Source organism: Micromonospora sp. RP3T, from assembly GCF_003027925.1.
Taxonomy (GTDB): domain Bacteria; phylum Actinomycetota; class Actinomycetes; order Mycobacteriales; family Micromonosporaceae; genus Micromonospora.
Genome location: NZ_PYPS01000014.1, coordinates 125,467 through 149,019, shown reverse-complemented (window position 1 = coordinate 149,019; position 23,553 = coordinate 125,467). Strand labels below are relative to the sequence as shown.

The window sequence follows — 23,553 nt, the reverse complement described above, 5'->3', positions numbered from 1 at the left end:
AGGGACACGCCTGGCGGCGCGGCTCGGGTTGCCCGCTCAGCCGACCAATTTCTCCAGTTCCCCGCGGGGGTAGCCGCCGGCCGGGATCCGTTCGCGGACCGCCTGCCGGACGGCGGTCTGGACCGCGGCGTTGACCGGGGTGGGCACCCCGTGCAGACGGCCGAGCAGCACGATCTCGCCGTTGAGGTGGTCGGCCTCGGCGGAGCCGGCGCCCCGGGCGAGGCTCTGCCAGGTGGAGCCGCCGGACCGCGTCTCGCCGTCGACCGGTCGGTGCGACACCAGGTCACCGCGCGCGGCGGCCTCCTCCTCGCGGGTCGTGTGCGGGATGCCGGCGGCGGCCAGCGCCGCCTCGCCCTCGGCACGGACCAGGGTCGACAGCGGCTCGGGCACGTCGCGGCCGAGCAGCGCCTGGAGGCCGTTGCCGAGGTTGGCCAGGAGCTTGCCGTACTTCCAGCGCATCACGTCGTCGCGGACCGGGGCGACGAACCCGGCGGCGGTCAGGTCGGCAGCGACCGCCCGGCCGGTGTCGTCGGTGCCGGTCGGGTAGCGCCCGAGGTGCAGCATCCCCGGATGCGGGTGCCCGTTGGCGACCACGACGCCCGGTTCCAGGTGGGTGGCGGGCAGCCACACGCAGACCGGGTGCACCCGGGCGAAGAGCCGCAGCGCGGCGGGCTCGTTCGCCACCCCGTTCTGGGCCAGCACGACCGGGAGCCGCTCGCCCGCCGTGCCGCCGCCCGCCACCGGCGCGTCGGCCCAGATGGTCAGCGCGGCGACGGTGTCCTGCGACTTCACGGTGAGGACCAGCACGGTGTCGGCCGGCAACGGTGGGCCGCCCGGCCCGGCCGCCGCCGGCAGCCGGGCCGACACCGTGCCGCGCGGCGTCCGCAGCGTCAACCCCCGCTCGCGCAGCGCGTCCAGGTGGGCACCGCGGGCCACCAGCGTCACGTCGCGGCCGGCGTCGGCCAGCAGTACGCCGATGGTGCCGCCGACCGCGCCCGCTCCGATGATCACGTATCGCACCGCTCCGATTCTGCCTCGCCGGGCCGGGTACCGCCCGGAACGGTGGCGTGTCCCGGCGCGACGAGGCGTGCCGCGGCGCGGCGCGGCGGGTGCGCAAGCGTGGGACGGGGTCAGCCGGTGAGGCCGGTGTCGGCGAGGATCGGGCCGGCCAGCAGCAGCGCGCCGGCGACCAGCGCGCCGACGCTGACCAGCAGGAACACGGCCACCCAGAACAGCGGCGGGAACGGCGTGAGCCGGGCGAGCTGGTCGGCGTCCGACTCCGGCATCCGGCCGCGGCTGCGTTGGCGTCGGAGCTCGAACACCGGGCGTACGCCGCCGAACAGCAGGAACCAGATCGAGGTCCAGGCGAACGCGGCCTGGACCTGGGGTGGGGTGTACCAGGAGACGGCGAGCACCAGACCGCCGGTGACCAGCAGCGACAGCGCGCCGAACAGGTTGCGGATCAGCACCAGCATGCCCAGCAGCAGCGCCACCGCTACCCAGAGCAGCAGCGTGATCCGGTTTCCGGCCAGCAGCCACGCGCCGGCCAGGCCGAGCAGCGAGGGGGCGACGTAGCCGGCGAGCAGTGTGAGGATCATGCCCGGTCCGGAGGGCCGGCCGGCGGAGAGCGTCAGCCCGGACGTGTCCGAGTGCAGCCGGATGCCGTGCAGCCGCCGGCCGGTGAGCAGTGCCACCAGCGCGTGGCCGCCCTCATGGGCGATGGTCACCGCGTTGCGGGCGATCCGCCACGGCAACCGGGTGACGACCACCGCGAGCGCGACCACGGCGGTGAGCACCACCAGCAGCGGAGGCGGGTCCGGCTGGGCGCTCAGCAGCGTGTCCCAGAGCGTGGTGAGACCGTCGATCAGGGGCATGGGCGGGGAGCCTACCGGCCGGAGTCGTGTCGATCGACCGGCCCGGCCTCGTAGAGTGTGAGACTGATCGGGCGAGGCACCGGAACGGAGGTGAGGTCGGTGAGCGCAGCCCTCTTGGAGCCCCACAGCTCGCACGTGGGTCTGTGGACCGAGACCGACTACCTCGCGTTGAACCGCGGCCTCGACCGCATCGAGCTGCTCGACGGCAGCCTGATCGTGACCCCTGCCCCGAGCAAGAGGCACCAGTTGGTGTCTTGGAACCTGGTGGACAGCCTGCGCCGGGCTGCCCGCCCGCTCGGATTGTTGGTGTTCGAGGCGGTGAACGTACGGCTCGGCGTCAATCGCATGGTCATCCCGGATGTGGTGGTCGCTGACACGGACGACGAAGGCACCGTGGTCGAGGCCGGCGAGGTCAGGCTGGTGTGTGAAGTCGTCTCGCCGGGCAACGCCGCCGCCGACCGGGTCCTGAAGATGCAGCTCTACGCGATCGCCCGCATTCCGTGGTACCTGCTGGTCGAGCAGGACGGCGACAGCCACTCGCTGCGGCTGCACCGGCTCGACGGTGAGCACTACGTCGAGGACGCAGTCGCCAAGGCCGGCGAGACACTGACGGTGACCGAGCCGTTCCGCTGGGCGATGGACCCAGCCACGCTCCGCTGACTCCGAAATCGCGCGCCACCAGGAACGACGACATTCGTCGATGAAAATTTCCTTGCTTGCTATTGCGATGTAGGGCAGTTATCTCCAAAGATGGGCGTCAATCAGTTGACGTCCTCTGGAGGCAAACCATGGCCCGTACCAGACTCTCCGTACGCCGGCTCCTCGCCGCCGGCCTGGCCGTCGCCGCCACCGCGGCCGCGGCCCTCGTGGCGACCGCCGGACCGGCCGCCGCCGCGACCACGCCCGGCATCGACGTCTCCCGCTACCAGGGCACCATCAACTGGACCAGCGTGCGGAACTCGGGCATCCAGTTCGCCTTCATCAAGGCCACCGAGGGCACCAGCTACAAGGACCCGAACTTCAACACGAACTACGTGAACGCCTACAACGCCGGCGTGATCCGTGGGGCGTACCACTTCGCCCGGCCGAACATCTCCGCCGGCTCCACCCAGGCCGGCTACCTGGCCAGCAACGGTGGCGCCTGGTCCGCTGACAGCCGGACGCTGCCCGCCGCGCTGGACATCGAGGCCAACCCGTACAGCGGCGGCTACTGCTACGGCCTGAGCACCACCGGCATGCGCAACTGGATCCAGGACTTCCTCAACACCTACCGCTCCCGCACCGGCCGGTACGCGGTCATCTACACCACCACCAGCTGGTGGAACCAGTGCACCGGTAGCTGGACCGGGCCGTGGGCCAACCACCCGCTGTGGCTTGCCCGCTGGTCGAGCACGCCCGGCTCGCTGCCGGCCGGTGCCCCGGTCTGGAGCTTCTGGCAGTACACCGCCTCCGGCAGCGTCTCCGGCATCAGCGGCAACGTCGACCGCAACTACTGGAACGGCGACCGCACCCGGCTGATCGCGCTGGCCAACAACACCTGACGGACGCGCACGCAAGCGGGACCGCCCCGAACCGGGGCGGTCCCGCTTGCGTCGTACCGTCTGATCGGAGTTCTGTCGTCGTACCGTCTGATCGAAGTTCTGTCGTCGTACCGTCTGATCGAAGCTCAGGCCCGGCGGCGCGAGGCGACCGGCACGGGCACCGCGGCAGGCCGACGGGTCCAGCGCCACGCCGCGACCCCGGCGACGGTCAGGGTGAGCACCCCGAGCACCGCGACCGGCGCGGACAGGCCGGCGGTGATCAGGAGCAGGACGGCGTCGCCGAGCGCGACCAGCATCCACAGTGCCAGCCGGGGGCCGGTGTCCCTGCGTCGGTAACCCATGTCGCACCTCCTTCGTCGTCGGGGTATTCATACCCCCGACTACGGAAAGTCATGCGAACAAGTTTCGCGGGCGCGGGATTCGCCGGGTCAGTTCTTCCGATCCGGCACGAAACCCTTGGTGATCACGTCGAAGGCGGCCAGGTTGGCCTGCCAGTCCTTCGCCGGCACCTCCCAGCGCAGCGCGTAGCCCCGGTTGCTGGCCGTGGCCACGCCCCGGTTACGCACGTGGAAACGGGTGCCGTTGTCGCGCGTCTCCAGCCAGTCCCAGTCGGCGCAGGTGCGGTAGTAGCCCTTGCACGGCACGATGTCGACCAGCTGGTAGTTCTTGACGCGCGAGCGGCGGTACGGCTCCTGCTCCCGCCAGTCGGCGAGCGCGTCCTTCTCGGGTCGGTCCGTCCACTGCATGAACAGCACCCGGCGGGCGCCACCGTTCTCGTAGAGCACGACCTGGTTGTTGCCGGGCCGGGCCTGCCAGCCGTTCGGGATCGGCACCTTGAAGCCGTTCGAGCCGGTGTAGTACTTCCAGCCGGTCGGCAGCACGAACCCGGTCGGTGACGGGCTGGCCGACGGGCTCGGGCTGGTCGACGGGCTGGCCGACGGCGCGCTCGCACTCGGTGAGGCGCTGGCGCTCGGCGCGGGCGGGACCGCCGACGCCACCGAGGAACCGGTGGTCGGCCGGCCGCCGTCACCCCCGTCGTCGTCGCCGTTGTTCAGCAGCGGCACGGCCACCGCCAGGCCGACCAGCAGCACCAGAACCAGCGCGCCGAGCAGCAGGTTGCGCCGGTTCGGCGCGGCCTTGACGCCCGGCAGCACGGTCGCCCGACCGGTCGACGACACCGGGCCACCCGTCGCCGGGCTGACCGGCGCGGAGCCGGCCGGAGCCGGGCTGACCGGCGCCGGGGCCGGATCTTGCGCGGGCGCGGCGGCGACCGGCTCACCGTCGAGCCGGGTCTCGTCGAGCGCCGGGTCGGCGCCGTCCACCCGGGTCTCGTCGGCCGGCGGATCGGCGTCGAGCTTCGTCGTCGGATCGGCGACCGGCGGCGTCACCTTCGCGGTCGGTCCGGCGTCCGAGGTGGACGCCGGCACCATCGCGGTCGGCTCGGCGACCGCCCCACTCGCGGCGGCGGCCACCCCGGACGCCGAGGTGGAAGCGCGTTCGACCTGGTCGTCGGCGGGGCGCGGCGCGGGCACCAGCGGCGGTCGCGGCACGCGCGGACCGTTCGGCCCCGGCCGGCGTACGCCGTCCAGCAGCGAGATGCCCTTGACCCGCCGGCCGCCGACCTTGCGCAGCATGCGCTCCGCCACCTCGGCGGTGATCCGCTCGTCCGGATCCTTGCGCAGCAGGCCCTGGAGCACCGGCTTGAGCGGCCCGGCGTTGCGCGGCGGCGGCATCGCCTCGGTGGCGAGCGCGGCCAGCGTGGCGATCGCCGACGGGCGAGCGTACGGCGACTTGCCCTCGACGGCGGCGTAGAGCGTCGCGCCCAGCGACCACAGGTCGGCCTCCGGACCGGCGGTGCCGTCCCGTGCCCGCTCCGGGGAGATGTACGCCGGGGAGCCCAGCACCATGCCGGTGCGGGTCACGTTCGGGTCGCCCGGAATGGTGGCCAGGCCGAAGTCGGTGAGCACCACCCGACCGTCCTCGCCGAGCAGCACGTTGCCCGGCTTCACGTCGCGGTGCATGATGCCGGCCTTGTGCGCGGCCTTCAACGCCCCCAGCACGCCGAGACCGATCTCGACCGCCTTGGCCACCGAGACCGGGCCGTCCTCGGCGATCGTGTCCTGCAACGACTTCGAGGCGACGTACTCCATGACGATCCACGGGTCGCCGTCGGTGCGCAGCACGTCGAAGATGCGGACCACGTTGACGTTGTTGAGCCGGGCGATCGCGCGCGCCTCACGCAGCGAGCGTTCCCGCATCTCACGGCGCTCGTCCGGGGTGAGCCCGGGCGGCGGGACCAGCTCCTTGATGGCGACGTCGCGGTGCAGCACCTCGTCCCGCGCCTTCCAGACGCGGCCCATGCCGCCCTGACCGAGCGGCGTGATGAGCCGGTACCGGTCAGCGACGAGTTGGGGAAGCGCGTTCGACATCGCAGAAACGGTACCCGGCCGGTCCGACGCGTACACCGCCGGCACGCCACTCTACGACGAAGGTCGAGTTCGCGACGCGTACCCTTGGGTCATGTCTGCCGAAGAGCCGATGTTCCGGGTCGTCCGCGGCGTGCCCACCGCCGAGGAACTGGCCGCCCTGGTCGGCGCGGTCATGGTGCGCACCCGCCCGGTCACGGCCGCCGCGCCGGCCGCCGTCTCGCACTGGACGCGCAGCGCCCGCCCGGTCGGCGCCAGGCCGGTCGCCGGCCCCGGCGCGTGGCGCAGCTCCGGCCTTCCCCGCTGAAACCTTCCCCGCGTACGCGAGCGGTGCCGGGGCTGCCGGGATCAGCACGGAGCTACTAACCTCACTCTGGGAGACCGTTCGGTGACGGGCAGGGAGGTCCGATGATCCCGGAGGACAACCAGCCAGCCGGCTGGCTGCGCGGCTACGGCGGCATCGAGGCCGATATCCGACAGATGCGCGAGTTCGCCGACCGGCTACAGGACGAGGTCACGCGCAACTACTCGCCCCATCTGTCCTACATCGCCGACGACATGAAGGCCCCCGTGCCCAACCCGGCTGACGCCTTCATCGAGCTGGTGCAGTTCCTCCAGGCCCACCACGAGACGCAGAAGGCCGCGGTCAGCGCCGTGTGGGACCTGGCACCCGCCACCGGCCGGCTCGCCGAGGCCGCCGGCCGGATCGCCGCCCGCTACGACGACTCGGACGCGTTCTCCTCCGCCCGGGTCGCCGACGTCGAACGGGCACTCGCCGGCCCCACCACCACCGCCGTGGCGCGCCCCACCCCGCCACTCGCCGACCCCACCGGCCCCGATCAGGGGCGGGTGGTCCTGCCGTGATCGAACGGGGCGGCGGCCGGACCTCCGGCCTCACCGACTGGCGCCTGATGGACGTGCTCAGCATGTGGGCGTGCCTCCACGACCAGGACACCGCCGGTCAGTGGAAACAGGTCGCCGGCTGGCGCAAGGTGTGCGACCTGGCGCTGGCCCACCTCGGCCGGCTCCGGGAATACCGGCGCGGCCTCGCCGAGGCATGGCCCCCCGAGACCAACGCCGCCGCCCAGGCGTACGTCGGCGAACTCGACCAGCTCATCGACCGGGTGCAGCGCACCCACGACGCCGCCGCCGCGAACTACGACGCGCTCGCCGCCGCCGCGCGCGCCATCGGCAGCGCCCGCAGCGAACTGCAACCGCTGTACGACGAGTTCGCCGCCAAACTGCGGCAGAAGCGGGCGTACGAGGCGACGATCGCCGACCCGAAGGCGGTTGCCGGAAGCCGACTGCCGGAGCGGCCCCCGGTGACCGACGACGACCTGGAGCAGTTGAACGTACGGGCACGCGGGTTGATGACGGGGCTGAGCGGAGAACTCCAACTGGCCCAGGTCATGCTCCAGCGTCTGCCGGCACCAGCCCGACCGGGTCCCCGGGTTGACCAGCAATCATCTGACCCGTATTCCGGCTCCGTTCCAGCCCCTATAATTCCCCCCATCGTGCCGGTGCCGGCACCACCGTCTATACAAAGCAGCCCTCAGCGCCACAGCCCATTACGCGGACCGGCATCTTTAACTGCGAGCGGCCCAGGATCCATAATCGGGGGCCCAATCTTAGGGAATGCCGGTCCGGGAATTGTTTCTCAGGCACCCCCTCTAGGAGCTGCGCCCTCCACCCCGCCACCTCCCCAAACAAACGGCGCAAATATCCCCCAACTCCCACCAATAGGAGCGCAGGCATTCCGCATCAACCCACCCGAAATTGATCCGATTTCCGGTAGGCGGAGCACCCAGCAGCCGCCCGCTCGCCCGGCACCCACCAATGGCTTGATCGGTAACCCATCTGCATCCAGTCAGATGGGAAACGCCTATCCCCGCCGCACAAATCCCCTGGGAGCGGTAATTGGCGGCGGTGGGGCCGGAACTTCACCTTCGGGAGCCGCGGGCTCTCGACCCAACCCTGGAAGAGGACCATACGCAGGCACACAGGGCCTTGCCCCCCTCGGCGGGGCGCCCGGTTTTTCTGCCGGACAAGTCAAACACTCCGGCAAACAATTCGAAGAGCAGCCACGAAGCTTCTGGGATCCAGACAACCCATGGGAAGTAGAACGTGGGGTGGATCCCGTCCTGGGCCCTCCCGAGGAGGGACCGATCGACCCGGGACCGGCAATCGGTTTCGATCGTTGAGCTGGCCCAGGTTGCGCCTACTGGAGTTGTTGCTCGCTGTAGCCGTAACAGCCGGGATCTCCTACCCAGCGGCCCCGGAGATGACCAACACCGATACCGGGGTCGACCGCATCCGAAATGACCAGTGGCACGTGGCTTACCTGAAACTCCCTGTCGCCCATCGAATTAGTCAGGGCGAAGGTGTGGTCGTTGCAGTTCCAGACACCGGAGTGGAAGCACATCCGGACCTGCAGCAGAATCTGCTGCAAGGAATCGATGTCGTCCCCGGCGGAACCGGAGACGGAAAAGGCGACAAAAATGGCCATGGGACCGGGATGGCCGGACTCATCGCAGCTCACGGTCAACGAAACGGCCAAGGCGCGCTCGGGATTGCACCCAAGGCAAAGATACTCCCGATATTCGATACGCCCAGTGACGGACTTGGGCAACCCGACAACCTCGCAGCAAGCATCGAGTACGCGATAACTCGTCATGCCGACGTGATAAGCATTTCGGCAGCAAGCACCCCTACTGCCCGACTTCAGGCGGCAGTAACCGCTGCAATCAAGGCGAACATTGTCGTGGTAGCCGCAGTCGGTAACGCACCACGCGAAAACGTAGTCAGCTACCCCGCAGCCGAGCTAGGCGTTGTGGCTGTAGGAGGAATAGACAGAGAAGGCAACCATGCCGCTTTTTCGGTCCCGGGCAACGGGGTTGCCGTCGTCGCGCCGGCCGTCGATATTTACACTACTGGGATCGCTAACCGCTACCGCAGGAGCAGCGGCACCTCGGATGCCGCCGCGATTGTTGCCGGCGCTGCTGCTCTGATCCGCTCCAAATATCCCCACCTCCCCGCCGAGGAGGTCGCGCACCGCCTTACCGCGACCGCTGTCGACAAAGGGCCGCCCGGCCGCGACGACCAGTACGGGTACGGGGTGATCGACCTGGTCGCGGCACTCACCGCCGACGTACCCCCGCTCGGTTTCGAATCGACCGGGGTGACCGCCCCGGCACCGACGGCAGCCGCGCCCAGGGCTGGCGGTGACGACGGTACGGTCCGGGGCCTCGCGACCCTCGGGGTGCTCCTGGCTGCCGGCGGCGGCTATCTGGTCTGGCGGCGTCGTCGACGTGCCGACGACCCACCGCCGAGGGAGAGCCGGTAGCGTCGGCGGGGTGTCGACCTCCGCGCCGCTGCGCCTCGTACTCGCCTCGCAGAGTCCTGCCCGCCGCAAGCTGCTCCAAGCCGCCGGGATCGAGCCCGACGTGCTGGTCAGCGGCGTCGACGAGTCGCAGGTGGTCAGTGACCGGGCCGAGGAGTTGTGCCTCGAACTGGCCCGGCTGAAGGCGCAGGCCGTGCTCGGCCGGCTGCGTTCCGTCCCGGACGAGCGCACGCTGGTGCTCGGCTGTGACTCGGTGCTCGCGTTCGACGGCGAGATCCTCGGCAAGCCGGCGGACGCGGCCGACGCCACCCGGCGGTGGCGGCGGATGCGCGGGCGCAGCGGCGTGCTGCACACCGGGCACTGTCTGATCGACGTGGTGCCCGGGGCGCGCGCGGAGGAGGTCGCCTCGACGACGGTGCACTTCGCCGACATCAGCGACGAGGAGATCGTGGCGTACGTGGCGACGGGTGAGCCGTTGGCGGTGGCCGGGGCGTTCACCATCGACGGGTTGGGCGGCGCGTTCTTGACCGGCATCGAGGGCGACCCGGGCACGGTGGTGGGGTTGTCCCTGCCGCTGCTGCGCCGGCTCCTCGGCGAGCTGGGGCTGAGCGTCGTCGACTTGTGGACGAAGGTCGCGCCGGGGGGCCAGGAGATCGAGCATCTCGGCTAACGTCCGGGCATGACCACGAAGCCGTTGCCGCTGACCCCGGAACTGCACGCGTACCTGGTGGCCCACGGGTCCGCCCCCGACGACATCGTCCGGGAGTTGGCCGAGGAGACCCGGGCGGCCCTGCCGGCCGAGGCGGACATGCAGGTCGCGCCGGAGCAGGCGGCGTTCCTGACGTTCCTGACCCGGCTGCTCGGCGTGCGGCAGGCTGTGGAGGTGGGCACCTTCACCGGGTTGTCCTCGCTGGCGATCGCCCGCGGGTTGGCCGACGGTGGCCGGTTGACCTGCTTCGACATCTCGGAGGAGTACACCGGGGTGGCCCGCCGTTACTGGGCCCGGGCCGGCGTCGAGGACCGGATCGACCTGCGCATCGGGCCGGCTGCGGACACCCTGCGTGAGTTGCCCCGGGAGCGGTACCTCGACTTCGCGTTCATCGACGCGGACAAGGTTGGTTATCCGGTCTACTGGGACGAGCTGGTGCCCCGGATGCGTCCGGGCGCGGTGATCGCGGTCGACAACACGCTCCGCGCCGGCCGGGTGCTCGCCCCGCGCAACGCGGATGATCGGGCGATCGCCGCCTTCAACGACGAGGTCCTCGCGGACACCCGCGTCGAGGTGGTCATGCTGCCGATCGCGGACGGCGTCACCCTCGCCCGGGTGCGCTGAGCGGGGGCAGGGCGCGGCCCAGACGGACGGTCAGCAGCACGGCTGCCGCGATGAAGCACGGCAGCATCAGGAAGGCCGGGTGCGGTCCGACGCCGTCGGCCACCCAGCCGAGCGCGACCGGCGCGATCCCGAAACCCACCGCCATCGAGTACGACGACCAGCCCGCCGCCCGGTCGGCGGCCGGGCCGGCCACCGCCAGCGCGATGGAGATCGCCAGCGGATAGTGCAGGGCGTTGCCCAGACCGAGCACGACCAGGCCGGTGACCGCCAGCCAGCCGATCGGGCTGGCCCAGAACAGCGCGAACCCGGCGAGCGACACGGTGAACGCGCCGAGCAGCAGCGGCACCGGTGGCCAGCGCAGCGCCGCCCGTCCCCCGGCGGCCCGCCCGCCGAACATGCCGCAGACGATCGCCGCGACGGCCGCCGACGCGCCGCCGGCGCTCAGCCCGGCGTGGGTACGCAGCACGTCGGCGGTCCAGAGCGACAGGCAGACCTCGATCGAGCCGGTGACCGCCATCAACACCCAGGCGATCCAGTACGCGCGCGGCAACCGCCCCGACGTCGCCGGCCCGTCGGCGGCGGTAGCCCGAGGGGAGGCTGGTCGAGCGGGACGGCCACCCGATCCGAGCTCGGCCGGCCCTCCAGCGGGAACGACGGCCGGCCCCGTGGCAGGAACGACGGCCGGCTCTGCGGCGACGACGGTCGGCGCCCCGACGGGGACGGCGGCAGCCGCGGTAGCGGGGGCGCGCTTCGGCAGGCGTACCCGGAAGGTCAGGGCGGTGAGCGCGACCAGCGTGATCAGCCCGACCTCGACGGCGGTCACGGGTCGCCAGCCGAGGCCGGCGTCGACGGTGGCGCCGATGGTCAGCGGGGCCAGGATGCCCATGCCGGCGCAGACGGCGTTGGCCTCGGTGAGCGCGGCGGGGGCGGCCGGGCCGTGCCGGTCGGTGAGCACCACGTTGACGCCGCTGATCACCATCATGCCGAAGGTGGCGACGACCGCGACGGCGGCGATGGTGGCGGGCGGCGGGCGGAGCACGCCGAGCGCGGCGACGCCGGCGGCCACGCCGGCGAGGCCGAGCCAGACGGCCGGGCCGCGGCCGTAACGGCGGGCGACCGGGGCGAAGAGCGCGCCGCCGGCCAACGCGCCGACCGCGATGCCGGTGCTGTGCAGGCCGGCCACCGCGGCGCTGGTGTTCTGCTCGTCGCGGAGCAGCGGTACGACGGGGCCGAACCCGTAGAGGAAGAAGCCCCAGAGGCCGAGCTGGGCGTAGGCCAGCCAGGTGGTGCGGTCACGGGTGAGGCGGGGCACCGGCCCGACGCTACGCGCGCGTGACCGGCACCCCGCCAGCAGTGAGAGGCAGCTCTCGCTGGGGTGTTAAGAAGGGGCCCCGCCTCTACCGAATGCGTTAAAAGGGGGCCCCGCCTTTCACCGGACGCTGCGGGCGAACTGGCGGGCCGCCCAGACGACGCCGGCTACCGCGAGCACGGCGATGATGCTGAGCCCCTGCCAGACCTTGTCGTTGCCGAGGTCGCCGGCGAACAGGGCGCGGGTGCCGTCGACCGCCCAGGAGAACGGGTTCCACTTGGCGACGCCCTGCAACCAGCCGGGGGCGAAGGTGAGCGGCAGCAGAATGCCGGAGAGCAGCAGCACCGGCTGTGCGACGGTGTTCATCAGCGGGGCGAGCGCGTCCTCGCTCTTGACCTTGAGCGCGACGCCGTAGGAGACGGCCGAGGTCATCAACGCGATGAGGGCGAGCATCAGGTACGCCAGCAGCAGGTAGCCGATGAAGACGCGCAGGTCGAACAGGACCGCCAGCAGCGTGATGATGACGGCCTGCGCGATCAGCGAGACCACGTCGCGCAGGGCGCGGCCGAGCAGCAGGGCGAGCCGGCTGACCGGGGTGACCCGGGAGCGTTCGATGACGCCGGCGCGCAGTTCGGCGATCAGGCCGAAGCCCTGGAACAGGCCGCCGAAGATGGCTAGCAGGACCAGCAGGCCGGGCACGAAGATCTTGTACGCGGCGGCCTGGGTGGGCGCGTTCAGGGCCGGCTTGAGCAGCGGGGCGAAGAGCAGTAGGTACATGACCGGCTGGAAGACGCCGACGAAGACCCAGACCGGGTTGCGGAGCAGCAGTTGGGCCTGGCGTTGGAAGATCAACCAGGTGTCGCGGGCGAGTTTCATGACGGGCTTCTCCGGGGGTCAGGACTCGCGCAGCGAGCGGCCGGTCTTGGTGAGGAAGACGTCGTCGAGGCTGGGTCGGTGCAGCTCGATCGAGCGCAGCTCCAGCCCGGCGTGGTCGAGGCGGCGCAGCACCTGCGGGATGGCGACGGCGCCCTCGTCGACGTAGAGGCGCAGGCCACCCTCGTCGACGGTCTCCAGCTTGGTCACGTACGCCTCGGTGTCGAGCAGCTCGGCGGCTTGCGGGGTGGTGGCGGCGTCCAGACCGACGATCACCACCTCGCCGGAGATCTCCCGCTTCAGCTCGGCCGGGGTGCCCTCCGCGACGATCTCGCCGTGATCCATGATCGCGATCCGGTCGCAGAGCGCGTCGGCCTCGTCCAGGTAGTGCGTGGTGATGAAGACGGTCATCCCCTCGGTACGCAGCCGGCGGATCTCGTCCCACATGTGGGCGCGGCTCTGCGGGTCGAGGCCGGTGGTCGGCTCGTCCAGGAAGACGATCTTCGGTTCATGGATGATGCCGAGCGCGATCTCGACGCGCCGGCGCTGACCGCCGGAGTAGGTCTTGCACTTGCGGTCGGCGTACTCGCTGAGTTGGAACGCGTCGAGCGCGCGGGCGGCGCGTCGAAGCGCGTCGGCCTTGGTGATGCCGTAGAGGCGGGCCTGGAGCACCAGCTCCTCGCGGGCGCTTGACTCGTCCCAGGTGCTGCCGCCCTGGGGCACGTAGCCGATCCGGCGGCGCACCCCGGACGGGTCCTTGCGCAGGTCAGCGCCGGCGATGGTGGCCTGGCCGCCGTCCGGCTCGATGAGGGTGGCGAGCATCCGCAGCGTGGTGGTCTTGCCGGCGCCGTTGGGCCCGAGGAAGCCGAAGATCTCCCCCTCGGCGACGTCGAGGTTGACGCCGCGGACCGCGTCCACGGTTTTCGTCTCGCGACCCGCGCGGGAGCGGAACGACTTCCGCAGCCCCCTGGTCTCGATCATTTCTGCTCCTGGTCGTCCGGGCCGGGGGCACCCGGCCACCGGTCAGCGGTTCGCGTCGAGGCTAACGCGATATAGCTCTTGTGGTCAACGTTGATTATTTCGTGTCACCGTCCGTCCAGCCGGACCAGCCCTCGGCCCGTTCCATCCCCTCCGGCAGGTACGACACCCCGGACTCGATCCGCTCCGCGATCCGCTCGCACCAGGCCATCTCCGCCTCTGCCCGGGCCAGCCACAGCTCGAACATCCAGCCCACGTGCACCGGCTTGCGGGCCCGTACCCAGTCCGAGTCCAACGATGCCCGCGTCGACTCCACCCCGGCGCGCAGCAGGTTGGCCCGGTTGCGCAGCGCCGCCGCCGCCTCCTCACGTGGCATCGCCGGCAGGAACGAGAACGCCACCGCGAACGGGTCCGGCGACTCGTGGAGCTGCCACCACTGTGCCCGCAACAGCGTCTCGAACTCGTCCTCGCCCTTCGCCGTCACCTCGTACGTGGTGCGGGCCGGACGCGCACCCACCTGCTCGACCGAGACGGTCCGCAGCAGCCCCTCGTCGGTGAGCTTGCGCAACGCGTGGTAGATCGACCCGGGCTGCACGTTGGCCCATTTGTCCGCACTCCAACTGAGCAGTTCACGGCGCACGTCGTAGCCGTGCACCGGCTGCATCCACCTGACCAGGCCCAGAATCATCATCCGCGTCGCCGACACCGGACAAGCGTAATAACCAAGTTTGACTACAGTGCGGCATCCCACACTGAGCGATCGTTAGGGCCGGCACCTCGGCCGATACACTCCCGGCATCGACCTCCCGGGAGGAGCCCCCAAGGTGCGCAAGGTTCTCATCGCCAACCGCGGCGAGATCGCCGTCCGCGTCATCCGCGCCTGCCGTGACGCCGGTCTGGCCAGCGTCGCCGTCTACGCGGACTCCGACCGGGACGCCCTGCACGCCACGCTCGCCGACGAGGCGTACGCCCTCGGCGGCGACACCGCCGCGGACAGCTACCTGCGCATCGACAAGCTGATCGACGTGGCCGCCCGGGCCGGCGCGGACGCCGTGCACCCCGGCTACGGCTTCCTCTCCGAGAACGCCGACTTCGCCCAGGCCGTCCTCGACGCCGGGCTGACCTGGATCGGCCCCACCCCGCAGGCGATCCGCGACCTGGGCGACAAGGTGACCGCCCGGCACATCGCGCAGCGCGCCGGCGCGCCGCTGGTGCCCGGCACGCCCGACCCGGTGGCCGGCGCCGACGAGGTGACCGCGTTCGCCACCGAGCACGGCCTGCCGGTCGCGATCAAGGCCGCGTTCGGCGGCGGCGGCCGGGGCCTCAAGGTGGCCCGCACGCTGGAGGAGATCCCGCACCTGTTCGAGTCGGCCACCCGCGAGGCGGTCGCCGCGTTCGGCCGGGGCGAGTGCTTCGTCGAGCGCTACCTGGACCGGCCCCGCCACGTCGAGGCGCAGGTGCTCGCCGACCAGCACGGCAACGTGATCGTCGTCGGCACCCGGGACTGCTCCCTCCAGCGCCGGCACCAGAAGCTGGTCGAGGAGGCGCCCGCGCCGTTCCTCACCGACGCGCAGCGGGCCCAGATCCACGACAGCGCCAAGGCGATCTGCCGGGAAGCCGGCTACCACGGCGCCGGCACGGTGGAATACCTGGTCGGCGGCGACGGCACCATCTCCTTCCTGGAGGTCAACACCCGGCTCCAGGTCGAGCACCCGGTGACCGAGGAGACCGCCGGCATCGATCTGGTGCGTGAGCAGTTCCGCATCGCCGACGGCGAGAAGCTGCGCCTCACCGAGGACCCGACGCCGCGCGGGCACGCCATCGAGTTCCGCATCAACGGCGAGGACCCGGGCCGCAACTTCCTGCCCGCGCCGGGCACCGTCACCGCGCTGCGGCTGCCCAGCGGTCCCGGCGTGCGGGTGGACACCGGCATCTCGGCCGGCGACGTGATCGGCGGCAACTTCGACTCGCTGCTGGCCAAGGTGATCATCGTCGGCGAGACGCGTACCGAGGCGCTGGAGCGGGCCCGCCGGGCGCTCGACGAGATGGTCGTCGACGGCATGGCCACCGCGCTGCCGTTCCACCGCCTGGTGGTCCGGGACGAGGCGTTCACCGCCGAGCCGTTCACCGTGCACACCCGGTGGATCGAGACCGAGTTCGACAACACCGTGCCGGCCTTCACCGCCGTCGCCGGCGCCGTCGAGGCTCCGGCCGAGCGCGAGACCGTCGTGGTCGAGGTGGGCGGCAAGCGGCTGGAGGTCGTCCTCCCCGCCGGTCTCGGCGCGGGTACGGCGACCGCCGCGCCCGCCGCCCGCAAGCCGGCCCGCCGAGGTGGCGGCGGCACGGCGGGCGCCGCGGTCGGCGGGGACACGCTCGCCTCCCCGATGCAGGGCACCATCGTCAAGATCGCCGTCGCGGACGGCGACACGGTCGCCGAGGGTGACCTCGTCGTGGTGCTGGAGGCGATGAAGATGGAGCAGCCGCTGCACGCGCACAAGGCCGGCACGGTGAGCGGCCTCGCGGCCGAGGTGGGCGCCGTGATCACCGCCGGCGCCCCCATCTGCACCATCGAGGGTTAAGGAGGGGCCCCCGCTTAACGCCTCCGGTAGAGGCGGGGCCCCTTCTTAACACTCCGCACGGCGGGTGGTCTGGGCCACCAGCGGCGGCGGGACGCGCCGGAAGCGGGAATGATGTTCGGGTGAGGTTCCTCCATGGCGCGGTTCCCGCGCACGATCTGACCTACAACGACGTCTTCATGGCGCCCAACCGTTCGGAGGTGGGCTCCCGGCTCGACGTCGACCTGTCCTCCGGCGACGGCACCGGCACCACCGTTCCGCTCGTGGTGTCGAACATGACCGCGGTGGCCGGCCGGCGGATGGCCGAGACCGTCGCCCGGCGGGGCGCGGTCGCGGTGATCCCGCAGGACATCCCGATCGAGGTCGTCGCCAACGTGGTCGGCTGGGTCAAGCAGCGGCACCTGGTGCACGACACGGCGATCACGCTCGGCCCGACCGACACCGTGGGCGACGCCATCCACCTGCTGCCCAAGCGCGCGCACGGCGCGGTGGTCGTGGTCGACACCGACGGCCGACCGGTGGGCGTGGTGACCGAGGCGGACACCGTGGGGGTGGACCGCTTCGCCCAGCTCCGGCACGTGATGTCCACCGAGCTGCACACCGTGCCGGCGGACGCCGACCCGCGTACCGGATTCGACCGGCTCTCGGCGGGCCGGCGGCGGCTCGCGCCGGTGGTGGACGCCGAGGGCCGCCTGGTCGGCGTGCTGACCCGGGCGGGCGCACTGCGGGCGACGCTGTACCGGCCGGCGGTCGACGACCGGGGCCGGCTGCGCGTCGCGGCGGCGGTGGGCATCAACGGCGACGTCACCGGCAAGGCCGCCGCGCTGCTGGAGGCCGGGGTGGACACGCTGGTCGTGGACACCGCGCACGGCCACCAGGAGCGGATGATGCAGGCGCTGCGGGCGGTCCGCAAGCTCGACCCGGCCGTCCCGGTGGCGGCCGGCAACGTGGTCACCGCCGACGGGGTACGCGACCTGGTCGAGGCCGGCGCCGACATCGTGAAGGTGGGCGTCGGGCCGGGCGCGATGTGCACCACCCGGATGATGACCGGCGTGGGCCGACCGCAGTTCTCCGCGGTGCTCGACTGCGCGGCGGCGGCCCGTTCGCTGGGCCGGCACGTCTGGGCCGACGGCGGCGTCCGTCACCCGCGCGACGTGGCGCTGGCGCTGGCCGCCGGCGCCTCGAACGTGATGGTCGGTTCCTGGTTCGCCGGCACCTACGAGTCCCCCGGCGACCTCTACACCGACGCGGACGGCCGGCGTTACAAGGAGAGCTTCGGCATGGCCTCGTCCCGGGCGGTGAGCGCGCGGACCGCCGAGGACAGCATGTTCGACAGGGCCCGGAAGGCGATCTTCGAGGAGGGCATCTCCTCGGCCCGGATGTACCTCGACCCGACCCGGCCCGGTGTCGAGGACCTGATCGACGAGATCGTCTCCGGGGTGCGCAGCGCGTTCACCTACGCCGGCGCGCGCACGCTTGACGAGTTCCACGAGCGGGCGCTGGTAGGGGTGCAGAGCACCGCCGGCTACACCGAGGGCATGCCGCTGCCGACGAGTTGGTGACGGCTCAGCGGAACAGCCGGCCGACCACCGCACGGGCGGCCGGCTCGGGGTCGGCGCCGACCCGGTCGGGCAGGGCGCCGGCCAGCCACAGCTCGGCGAAACCGTGCGCGATCGACCAGGCGGCCAACGCGTCCACGTCCGGCTCCCGGCCGGTGTGCCGGGACACCCCGCCGCGCAGCAGCTCCCCGGTCCGCTGCCGGGCCGCCAACAGGTCCGGGTCGTCGGCCCGGTAGAGGTCCGGACGGAACATCACCTCGAAGTGCGCGCGGTGTCGGACCGCGAAGACGACGTACGCGACGCCGCTCTCCCGGAAGTCGTCGCCGGCCGCCCGCAGCGCATCGCCGAGCAGGTCGAAGCCCTGCGTGGCGAGCGCGGTGAGCAGCCCCGCCTTGTCACCGAAGTGGTGCGTGGGCGCCGCGTGCGAGACGCCGGCCCGGCGGGCGAGGTCGCGCAGGCTCAACGCGGCCGGGCCGGACTCGGTGATCGCCTCGACCGCGGCGGCGAGCAGCGCGCGGCGCAGGTCCCCGTGGTGGTAGGCGCGGGAGGACGTCATGCCCCCACCATAACTTGTCATTGACAAGATGCCGGCGTCGGCGGCAATCTTGTCGCTGACAAGATGGCTCGTCGGAGGGATCACCAGTGGCACCCCTGATCGCACTTCTCGCCGGCACCGCCACGGCCCGGATCGCCGGCCTGCTCGGCGTGCACGCGCTCGACGGCTGGCATCCCGCGCTGCGGGTCGGGCTGGCGCTGATGTTCCTGCTCACCGGCGCGGCCCACTTCACGTCCCGGCGGGCGGACCTGGTCGCGATGGTGCCGCCGACGCTGCCCCGGCCCGGCCTGCTGGTCACGCTCACCGGCGTACTGGAGATCGCCGGCGCGCTCGCCCTGCTCGTGCCGGCCACCGCGCGCGCGGCGGCGGCCGGCCTGGCGCTGCTGATGCTGGCCCTGTTCCCGGCCAACGTCTCGGCCGCCCGCCGCCGGCTGACGCTCGGCGGACGGCCGGTCACCCCGCTCGCCGCCCGCACGGCGCTCCAGGTCGGGTTCGTGGCCGCCGCGCTGGCGATCGCGCTGGGCGGCTGACGCGCCCCGCCGGCGAGGGCCGGCGCCCGGATCGGAACCGGCCCGCGCCCGGCCTCCGGACCGGGGGCCGGTTCCGGGCTCAGACCCGGGCCGGTTCCACCCCGGTCGACGGGGCGTCCCCGGTGGCGTCGGCGCGAACGCTCGGCAGGCGCAGGCAGGCGAGCAGGCCGACCAGCAGGAACCCGGCCGCCGTGAAGGCCGCGTACCGGGTGGCGTCGGAGAAGGCCGCCTTCGCCTCCTCGGCCACCGGCGCGGTACGCGGATCCGCCGCCAGGCCGCTGATCGCCGCGCCGGCGCTCTCCTTCACCGCGGTCACCACCTGGTCCCGGCCGGCCGGGTCGAGGCCGGGCTGGTCGGCCAGCCGGTCGCCGAGCAGCCCGCCCAGGCCGGCGAAGAGCACGGTGCCGAGCACCGCGATGCCGAGCGCCGACCCGACCTGCCGGGCGGTGCTCTGCAATCCGGAGCCCTGCCCGCTGCGCCGGACCGGCACCTCGGCCAGCGAGACGCCGGTGAGCTGCGCGGTGGCCAGGCCGACGCCGACGCCGTAGACGAAGAGGAACGCCACCGGGGCCCACCAGCGGGTGTCCGGCGCGACCACCAGGCCGAGCCCGGCGACGCCGACCAGCTCGGCGCCGACGCCGAGCTGGACCACCCGGGCCGCGCCCCAGCGCTGGGTCAGGGGCGCGCCGATGCCGCTGGCCAGGAAGCTGCCGACGGCGAGCGGCAGCAGCGCCAGGCCGGTACGGAAGGCGCTGTAGCCGAGCACGTTCTGGAACCACAGCGGCAGCGCGAAGAGCAGGCCGAACTCCCCCAGGCTCACGATCGCGGCGGCCAGGATGCCGTTGCGGAAGGACCCGATGCCGAACAGCGACAGGTCGAGCAGCGCGGGCCGGCCGGCCCGGTTGCGGCGGACCTGCTGGGCCAGGAAGACGCCGAGCGCGGCCAGCCCGGCGAGCGCGGCCACCGGCACCGGCGAGATCGAGGCGGTCCAGTCCAGCCCGAACAGGCTGAACGGGCGCTCCCGCTCCCACCAGCCGTAGGTGCGACCCTCGATGAGCGCGAACACCACACCGGTCATGCCGACCACGGAGAGCAGCGCGCCGAGCAGGTCGACGCCGCGTTCGGCGCGGTCGTCGCGGGACTCCGCGACCAGCAGCAGGGTGCCCGCGATCACGGCGAGGCTGACCGGGACGTTGATGCCGAACGCCCATCGCCAGGAGTACGTGGTGGTGAGCCAACCACCGAGCAGCGGCCCGAGCGCCGCCGCGCCGCCGATGGTGGAGCCCCAGACCGCGAACGCGATGCCTCGTTCCCGGCCGGTGAAGTTGGCGTTGAGCAGGGATAGCGAGGTGGGCAGCATCATCGCGCCGCCGATGCCCTGGAGCACCCGGGCGGCGATCAGCGTCTCGCCGGAGTCGGCGAACGCGGCCAGCACGCTTGCCACCACGAAGACGCCGACCCCGACGACGAACATCCGCCGCCGTCCGGACCGGTCGGCGAAACGGCCGGCGACCAGCAGCAACGACGCGAAGACCAGGGTGTACGCCTCCTGAACCCACTGCGCGTCGGTGGAGGTGATGTCCAGGTCCCGGATGATCTGCGGCACCGCGACGTTCACGATGGTGGCGTCGACGATGATCATCGCCACGCCGAGGCTGATGGCGAGCAGTCCGAACCAGCGTCCGCGCCCCTCGGTCCGCATGGCGCCCCTCCCCCTTTAGCTAGATTTTCTAGCTACCCGAGATGCTAGCTTTAACCCATGGAGGGGGTGCCGTCAACCGGGGAGACCGGACCGGCCGGGCCCACCGGGCCGCCGCCGAGCAGTGAAGCGGCCCGCGCCCTGCGCGAGATGCTGCGGGTCGCCGGGGACACCCGGGCCGCGCTGGCCCGCCGCCTCGGCATCGGCGCGACCGACGCCGCGGCCATCGACCACCTGATCTCCAGCCCCGAGCCGCTGGGCCCGGTCGAATTGGGCAACCGGCTCGGCATCCGGTCCGCGTCCGCCACCACGCTGGTCGACCGACTGGTCCGGGCCGGGCACGTCGCCCGCGCCCCGCACCCGTACGACCGCCGGCGGCTGAGCCTCCAGGTGACCGAACACGCGGTCGGCGAGGTGCTGGAGGCGCTGCGCCCGATGCTGGTCGGCGTGGACCGGGCGGTCGCCCGGCTCACCCCGGAGCAGGCCGAGGCCACCGCGGCGTTCCTGCGCGAGGTCGCGGACGTGATGCGCGACTACGTCGCCACCGCACCGGACGAGCCGGGCCCGCCCCGGCCACCCCGTGACGTACGCGACTGAGGCGATTCTCAGTAATTAGTTTGGGGCCTGATGATTCGGGCGCTAATCTGACGGCCGTGAACATGGGACCGCTCGTCCGCTTCCCCGACGCGTTGCAGCACGCGCCGCTCGGCCGGCTCATCTCCATCGCCGGCCACGTCGTCGAGCAGCACTGGGGGCGCTACCTGGCCGAACACCACGGCCTCACCTCCGCCGGCATGCGCGTGCTGATGATCCTGCTGCGCTCCGGCGAGGCCACCCACCGGGAGATGGCCGAGCTGTGCTTCGTCCGACCGGCGACGCTCACCGGCATCGTCGACACGCTGGAGCGGGACGGCTTCGTCAGCCGGCAACGCGGCCCCGAGGACCGACGGACCGTCCGGCTCACGCTCACCGACAAGGGGCACGAGCACGCCCGCGCCATCATCGACATGATCCACAGCGACCGCCCACTGACGTCGGTCGACGCGGACCCGGCCAAGCGCGCGATCATCCGCGAATTCCTGACCGAAATCATCACCGGCATGTCCGACGGGGACCTCCGTCGGTTGAACCGGGACAGCGAGTCCGACACCGAGTCGCCAACGGGGAGACATCCGTGCTGATCCGCCTGCTCCAGACGCACCTACGCCCGTACCGACGACCACTGGCCGCCGTGGTGGCGCTCCAGTTCGTCGGCACCATGGCCTCGCTCTACCTGCCCAGCCTGAACGCCGACATCATCGACCGGGGCGTCGCGCGCGGCGACACCGACCAGATCCTGCGTACCGGCGGGTGGATGCTGGTGGTCAGCCTGCTCCAGATCGCCTGCTCGATCGCCGCCGTCTACCTCGGCGCCCGCACCGCGATGGGCTTCGGGCGGGACGTCCGCGGCGCCATCTTCGGCCACGTCAACCGCTTCTCCGCCCGCGAGGTCGCCCGGTTCGGCGCGCCGTCGCTGATCACCCGCAACACCAACGACGTCCAGCAGGTGCAGATGCTGGTGCTGCTGAGCTGCACCATGCTGGTGGCCGCACCCATCATGAGCATCGGCGGCGTGGTGATGGCGCTGCGCGAGGACGTCGGGCTCTCCTGGCTGATGCTGGTCTGCGTGCCGGTGCTGGCCGTCGCGCTGGGCCTGATCATCCGCCGGATGGTGCCCGGCTTCCGGCTCATGCAGACCCGGATCGACACCGTCAACCGGGTGCTGCGCGAGCAGATCACCGGCATCCGGGTGGTCCGGGCCTTCGTCCGCGAGCCGTACGAGACCGACCGCTTCGCGGTGGCAAACACCGAACTGACCGCGACCGCGCTGCGCATCGGCCGACTCCAGGCGCTGATCTTCCCGATCGTGATGCTGGTGCTCAATGTCTCCAGCGTCGCGGTGCTCTGGTTCGGCGCGGCCCGGGTCGACTCCGGTGAGATCCAGATCGGCGCGCTCACCGCGTTCCTGGCCTACCTGATGCAGATCTTGATGGCGGTCATGATGGCCACCTTCATGCTGATGATGGTGCCCCGCGCCGCGGTCTGCGCCGAACGCATCCAGGAGGTGCTGGACACCGACTCGTCGGTGGTACCGTCGCCGGACCCGGTGACTGAGGTCTCCAGCCGCGGTGAGCTGGAACTGCGCGGTGCCGGCTTCCAGTACCCGGGCGCCACCGCGCCGGTGCTGCACGACATCTCGTTCCGGGCCCGGCCGGGCCGGACCACGGCGATCATCGGGTCCACCGGCGCCGGCAAGACCACGCTGCTGACGCTGATCCCCCGGCTGGTCGACCCCACCGCCGGCGCGGTACTCGTCGACGGCGTGGACGTCCGCGAGCTGGCCCCGGACGAGCTGTGGCGCCGGATCGGGCTGGTGCCGCAACGGCCGTACCTGTTCACCGGCACGGTGGCGAGCAACCTGCGCTACGGCAACCCGGCGGCCACCGACGCCGACCTGTGGACAGCGCTGGAGATCGCCCAGGCGCGCGACTTCGTCGAAGACATGCCGGGCGGGCTGGACGCGCCGATCGCGCAGGGTGGCACGAACGTCTCCGGCGGCCAGCGGCAACGCCTGGCGATCGCCCGCGCGCTGGTCCGCAAACCGGAGATCTACCTCTTCGACGACTCCTTCTCCGCGCTCGACCTCGGCACGGACGCCCGGCTGCGGGCCGCCCTCAAGCCGGTCACCGCGGACGCGGCGGTGGTGATCGTGGCCCAGCGGGTCTCCACGATCGTCGACGCCGACCAGATCATCGTGCTCGAGGACGGGGGTGTCGTCGGCATGGGACGACACGAGGAACTGCTGGAGAACTGCCCGACGTACGCCGAGATCGTGGCGTCCCAGCAGACCGCGGGGGTGCCGGCATGAGCGAACGCACCGAGCGCAGCGAGGGCCGTGAGGGCATGCCCAACCGGCACA

Annotated in this window: 24 protein-coding genes; 13 read left to right on the top strand and 11 right to left on the bottom strand. The window is 72.0% G+C overall.

The annotated features are described in order from the left end of the window. Window positions 1-36: 36 nt before the first annotated feature. Entirely contained in the window at window positions 37-1,020 is a 984-nt protein-coding gene (locus C8054_RS14030; protein WP_107157233.1) for a ketopantoate reductase family protein, read from the bottom strand. A 110-nt stretch (window positions 1,021-1,130) separates the two neighbouring features. Continuing rightward, window positions 1,131-1,874 carry a M50 family metallopeptidase gene (locus tag C8054_RS14025; protein ID WP_107157232.1) on the bottom strand — a complete coding sequence of 248 codons (744 nt, stop codon included), beginning with the start codon at window positions 1,872-1,874 and terminating at the stop codon, window positions 1,131-1,133. A 99-nt stretch (window positions 1,875-1,973) separates the two neighbouring features. Between C8054_RS14025 and C8054_RS14020 the strand changes: the two genes are divergently transcribed. Then, entirely contained in the window at window positions 1,974-2,534 is a 561-nt protein-coding gene (locus C8054_RS14020; RefSeq protein ID WP_233219627.1) for a Uma2 family endonuclease, read from the top strand. Window positions 2,535-2,662: 128 nt separating this feature from the next. Then, window positions 2,663-3,415, top strand: coding sequence for a GH25 family lysozyme (locus C8054_RS14015; RefSeq protein WP_107157230.1), 753 nt, complete (start codon window positions 2,663-2,665; stop codon window positions 3,413-3,415). 125 nt (window positions 3,416-3,540) lie between these two features. Here the strand turns inward: C8054_RS14015 and C8054_RS14010 are convergent, their stop codons facing one another. Together C8054_RS14010 and C8054_RS14005 are read right to left on the bottom strand one after the other, a co-directional pair. After that, window positions 3,541-3,756, bottom strand: a complete 216-nt coding sequence (locus C8054_RS14010; RefSeq protein ID WP_107157229.1) for a hypothetical protein — start codon at window positions 3,754-3,756, stop codon at window positions 3,541-3,543. 87 nt (window positions 3,757-3,843) lie between these two features. Next, complete coding sequence (locus C8054_RS14005) at window positions 3,844-5,844, bottom strand: serine/threonine-protein kinase (RefSeq protein ID WP_107157228.1); 2,001 nt, start codon at window positions 5,842-5,844, stop codon at window positions 3,844-3,846. A gap of 91 nt (window positions 5,845-5,935) precedes the next feature. On the opposite strand from C8054_RS14005, the gene C8054_RS14000 reads away from it, so the two are divergent. Together C8054_RS14000 and C8054_RS13995 are read left to right on the top strand one after the other, a co-directional pair. Further along, window positions 5,936-6,148, top strand: a complete 213-nt coding sequence (locus C8054_RS14000; protein ID WP_107157227.1) for an acyl-CoA carboxylase subunit epsilon — start codon at window positions 5,936-5,938, stop codon at window positions 6,146-6,148. Between the two features lie 101 nt (window positions 6,149-6,249). Further along, complete coding sequence (locus C8054_RS13995; protein WP_107157226.1) at window positions 6,250-6,705, top strand: hypothetical protein; 456 nt, start codon at window positions 6,250-6,252, stop codon at window positions 6,703-6,705. Here the strand turns inward: C8054_RS13995 and C8054_RS33240 are convergent. Beyond that, window positions 6,681-7,304, bottom strand: coding sequence for a hypothetical protein (locus C8054_RS33240; protein WP_158273847.1), 624 nt, complete (start codon window positions 7,302-7,304; stop codon window positions 6,681-6,683). The genes C8054_RS13995 and C8054_RS33240 overlap by 25 nt on opposite strands. Before the next feature lie 818 nt (window positions 7,305-8,122). Here C8054_RS33240 and C8054_RS13980 point away from each other — a divergent pair. The 3 genes from C8054_RS13980 to C8054_RS13970 are packed head-to-tail and all read left to right on the top strand — an operon-like array spanning window position 8,123 to window position 10,514. After that, window positions 8,123-9,184, top strand: a complete 1,062-nt coding sequence (locus C8054_RS13980) for a S8 family serine peptidase (RefSeq protein ID WP_107157255.1) — start codon at window positions 8,123-8,125, stop codon at window positions 9,182-9,184. A gap of 10 nt (window positions 9,185-9,194) precedes the next feature. Further along, a complete protein-coding gene (locus tag C8054_RS13975) occupies window positions 9,195-9,851 on the top strand; it encodes a nucleoside triphosphate pyrophosphatase (RefSeq protein WP_107157223.1) in 657 nt (218 codons plus the stop codon). Window positions 9,852-9,860: 9 nt separating this feature from the next. Further along, window positions 9,861-10,514 (top strand): O-methyltransferase, encoded by a 654-nt coding sequence (locus tag C8054_RS13970; RefSeq protein WP_107157222.1) that lies wholly within the window; start codon window positions 9,861-9,863, stop codon window positions 10,512-10,514. Here the strand turns inward: C8054_RS13970 and C8054_RS13965 are convergent. The 4 genes from C8054_RS13965 to C8054_RS13950 form a co-directional block, all read right to left on the bottom strand. Continuing rightward, window positions 10,492-11,826, bottom strand: coding sequence for a sugar MFS transporter (locus C8054_RS13965; RefSeq protein ID WP_107157221.1), 1,335 nt, complete (start codon window positions 11,824-11,826; stop codon window positions 10,492-10,494). The genes C8054_RS13970 and C8054_RS13965 overlap by 23 nt on opposite strands. A 117-nt stretch (window positions 11,827-11,943) precedes the next feature. Continuing rightward, window positions 11,944-12,699 (bottom strand): ABC transporter permease, encoded by a 756-nt coding sequence (locus C8054_RS13960; protein WP_107157220.1) that lies wholly within the window; start codon window positions 12,697-12,699, stop codon window positions 11,944-11,946. An 18-nt stretch (window positions 12,700-12,717) separates the two neighbouring features. Continuing rightward, the gene (locus C8054_RS13955; RefSeq protein WP_107157219.1) at window positions 12,718-13,677 is read right to left on the bottom strand and encodes an ATP-binding cassette domain-containing protein; all 960 of its coding nucleotides are present in this window, start codon (window positions 13,675-13,677) and stop codon (window positions 12,718-12,720) included. Between the two features lie 94 nt (window positions 13,678-13,771). Further along, complete coding sequence (locus tag C8054_RS13950) at window positions 13,772-14,365, bottom strand: PadR family transcriptional regulator (RefSeq protein ID WP_107157218.1); 594 nt, start codon at window positions 14,363-14,365, stop codon at window positions 13,772-13,774. Window positions 14,366-14,498: 133 nt separating this feature from the next. On the opposite strand from C8054_RS13950, the gene C8054_RS13945 reads away from it, so the two are divergent. Both C8054_RS13945 and C8054_RS13940 read left to right on the top strand, forming a co-directional pair. Beyond that, window positions 14,499-16,253 (top strand): biotin carboxylase N-terminal domain-containing protein, encoded by a 1,755-nt coding sequence (locus C8054_RS13945; RefSeq protein ID WP_107157217.1) that lies wholly within the window; start codon window positions 14,499-14,501, stop codon window positions 16,251-16,253. Window positions 16,254-16,372: 119 nt separating this feature from the next. Then, window positions 16,373-17,812, top strand: a complete 1,440-nt coding sequence (locus C8054_RS13940) for a GuaB1 family IMP dehydrogenase-related protein (protein WP_107157216.1) — start codon at window positions 16,373-16,375, stop codon at window positions 17,810-17,812. Window positions 17,813-17,816: 4 nt separating this feature from the next. Here the strand turns inward: C8054_RS13940 and C8054_RS13935 are convergent, their stop codons facing one another. Next, on the bottom strand, window positions 17,817-18,365 hold the full coding sequence (locus C8054_RS13935; RefSeq protein ID WP_107157215.1) for a TetR/AcrR family transcriptional regulator: 549 nt from the start codon (window positions 18,363-18,365) through the stop codon (window positions 17,817-17,819). A gap of 86 nt (window positions 18,366-18,451) precedes the next feature. Here C8054_RS13935 and C8054_RS13930 point away from each other — a divergent pair, with 86 nt between their 5' ends. Then, window positions 18,452-18,895: a DoxX family membrane protein gene (locus C8054_RS13930; protein ID WP_107157214.1), complete on the top strand. Its 444-nt coding sequence runs from the start codon at window positions 18,452-18,454 to the stop codon at window positions 18,893-18,895. A 79-nt stretch (window positions 18,896-18,974) separates the two neighbouring features. Here the strand turns inward: C8054_RS13930 and C8054_RS13925 are convergent, their stop codons facing one another. Next, on the bottom strand, window positions 18,975-20,597 hold the full coding sequence (locus tag C8054_RS13925; RefSeq protein WP_107157213.1) for a DHA2 family efflux MFS transporter permease subunit: 1,623 nt from the start codon (window positions 20,595-20,597) through the stop codon (window positions 18,975-18,977). A gap of 57 nt (window positions 20,598-20,654) precedes the next feature. On the opposite strand from C8054_RS13925, the gene C8054_RS13920 reads away from it, so the two are divergent. The 3 genes from C8054_RS13920 to C8054_RS13910 all read left to right on the top strand — a co-directional run bounded on the left by C8054_RS13920 (window position 20,655) and on the right by C8054_RS13910 (window position 23,502). Next, window positions 20,655-21,191, top strand: a complete 537-nt coding sequence (locus C8054_RS13920; protein WP_107157212.1) for a MarR family winged helix-turn-helix transcriptional regulator — start codon at window positions 20,655-20,657, stop codon at window positions 21,189-21,191. A 62-nt stretch (window positions 21,192-21,253) separates the two neighbouring features. Next, entirely contained in the window at window positions 21,254-21,775 is a 522-nt protein-coding gene (locus tag C8054_RS13915; RefSeq protein WP_107157211.1) for a MarR family winged helix-turn-helix transcriptional regulator, read from the top strand. Then, window positions 21,769-23,502: an ABC transporter ATP-binding protein gene (locus C8054_RS13910; protein WP_107157210.1), complete on the top strand. Its 1,734-nt coding sequence runs from the start codon at window positions 21,769-21,771 to the stop codon at window positions 23,500-23,502. The genes C8054_RS13915 and C8054_RS13910 overlap by 7 nt, the downstream gene beginning before the upstream one ends. Window positions 23,503-23,553 lie beyond the last annotated feature (51 nt).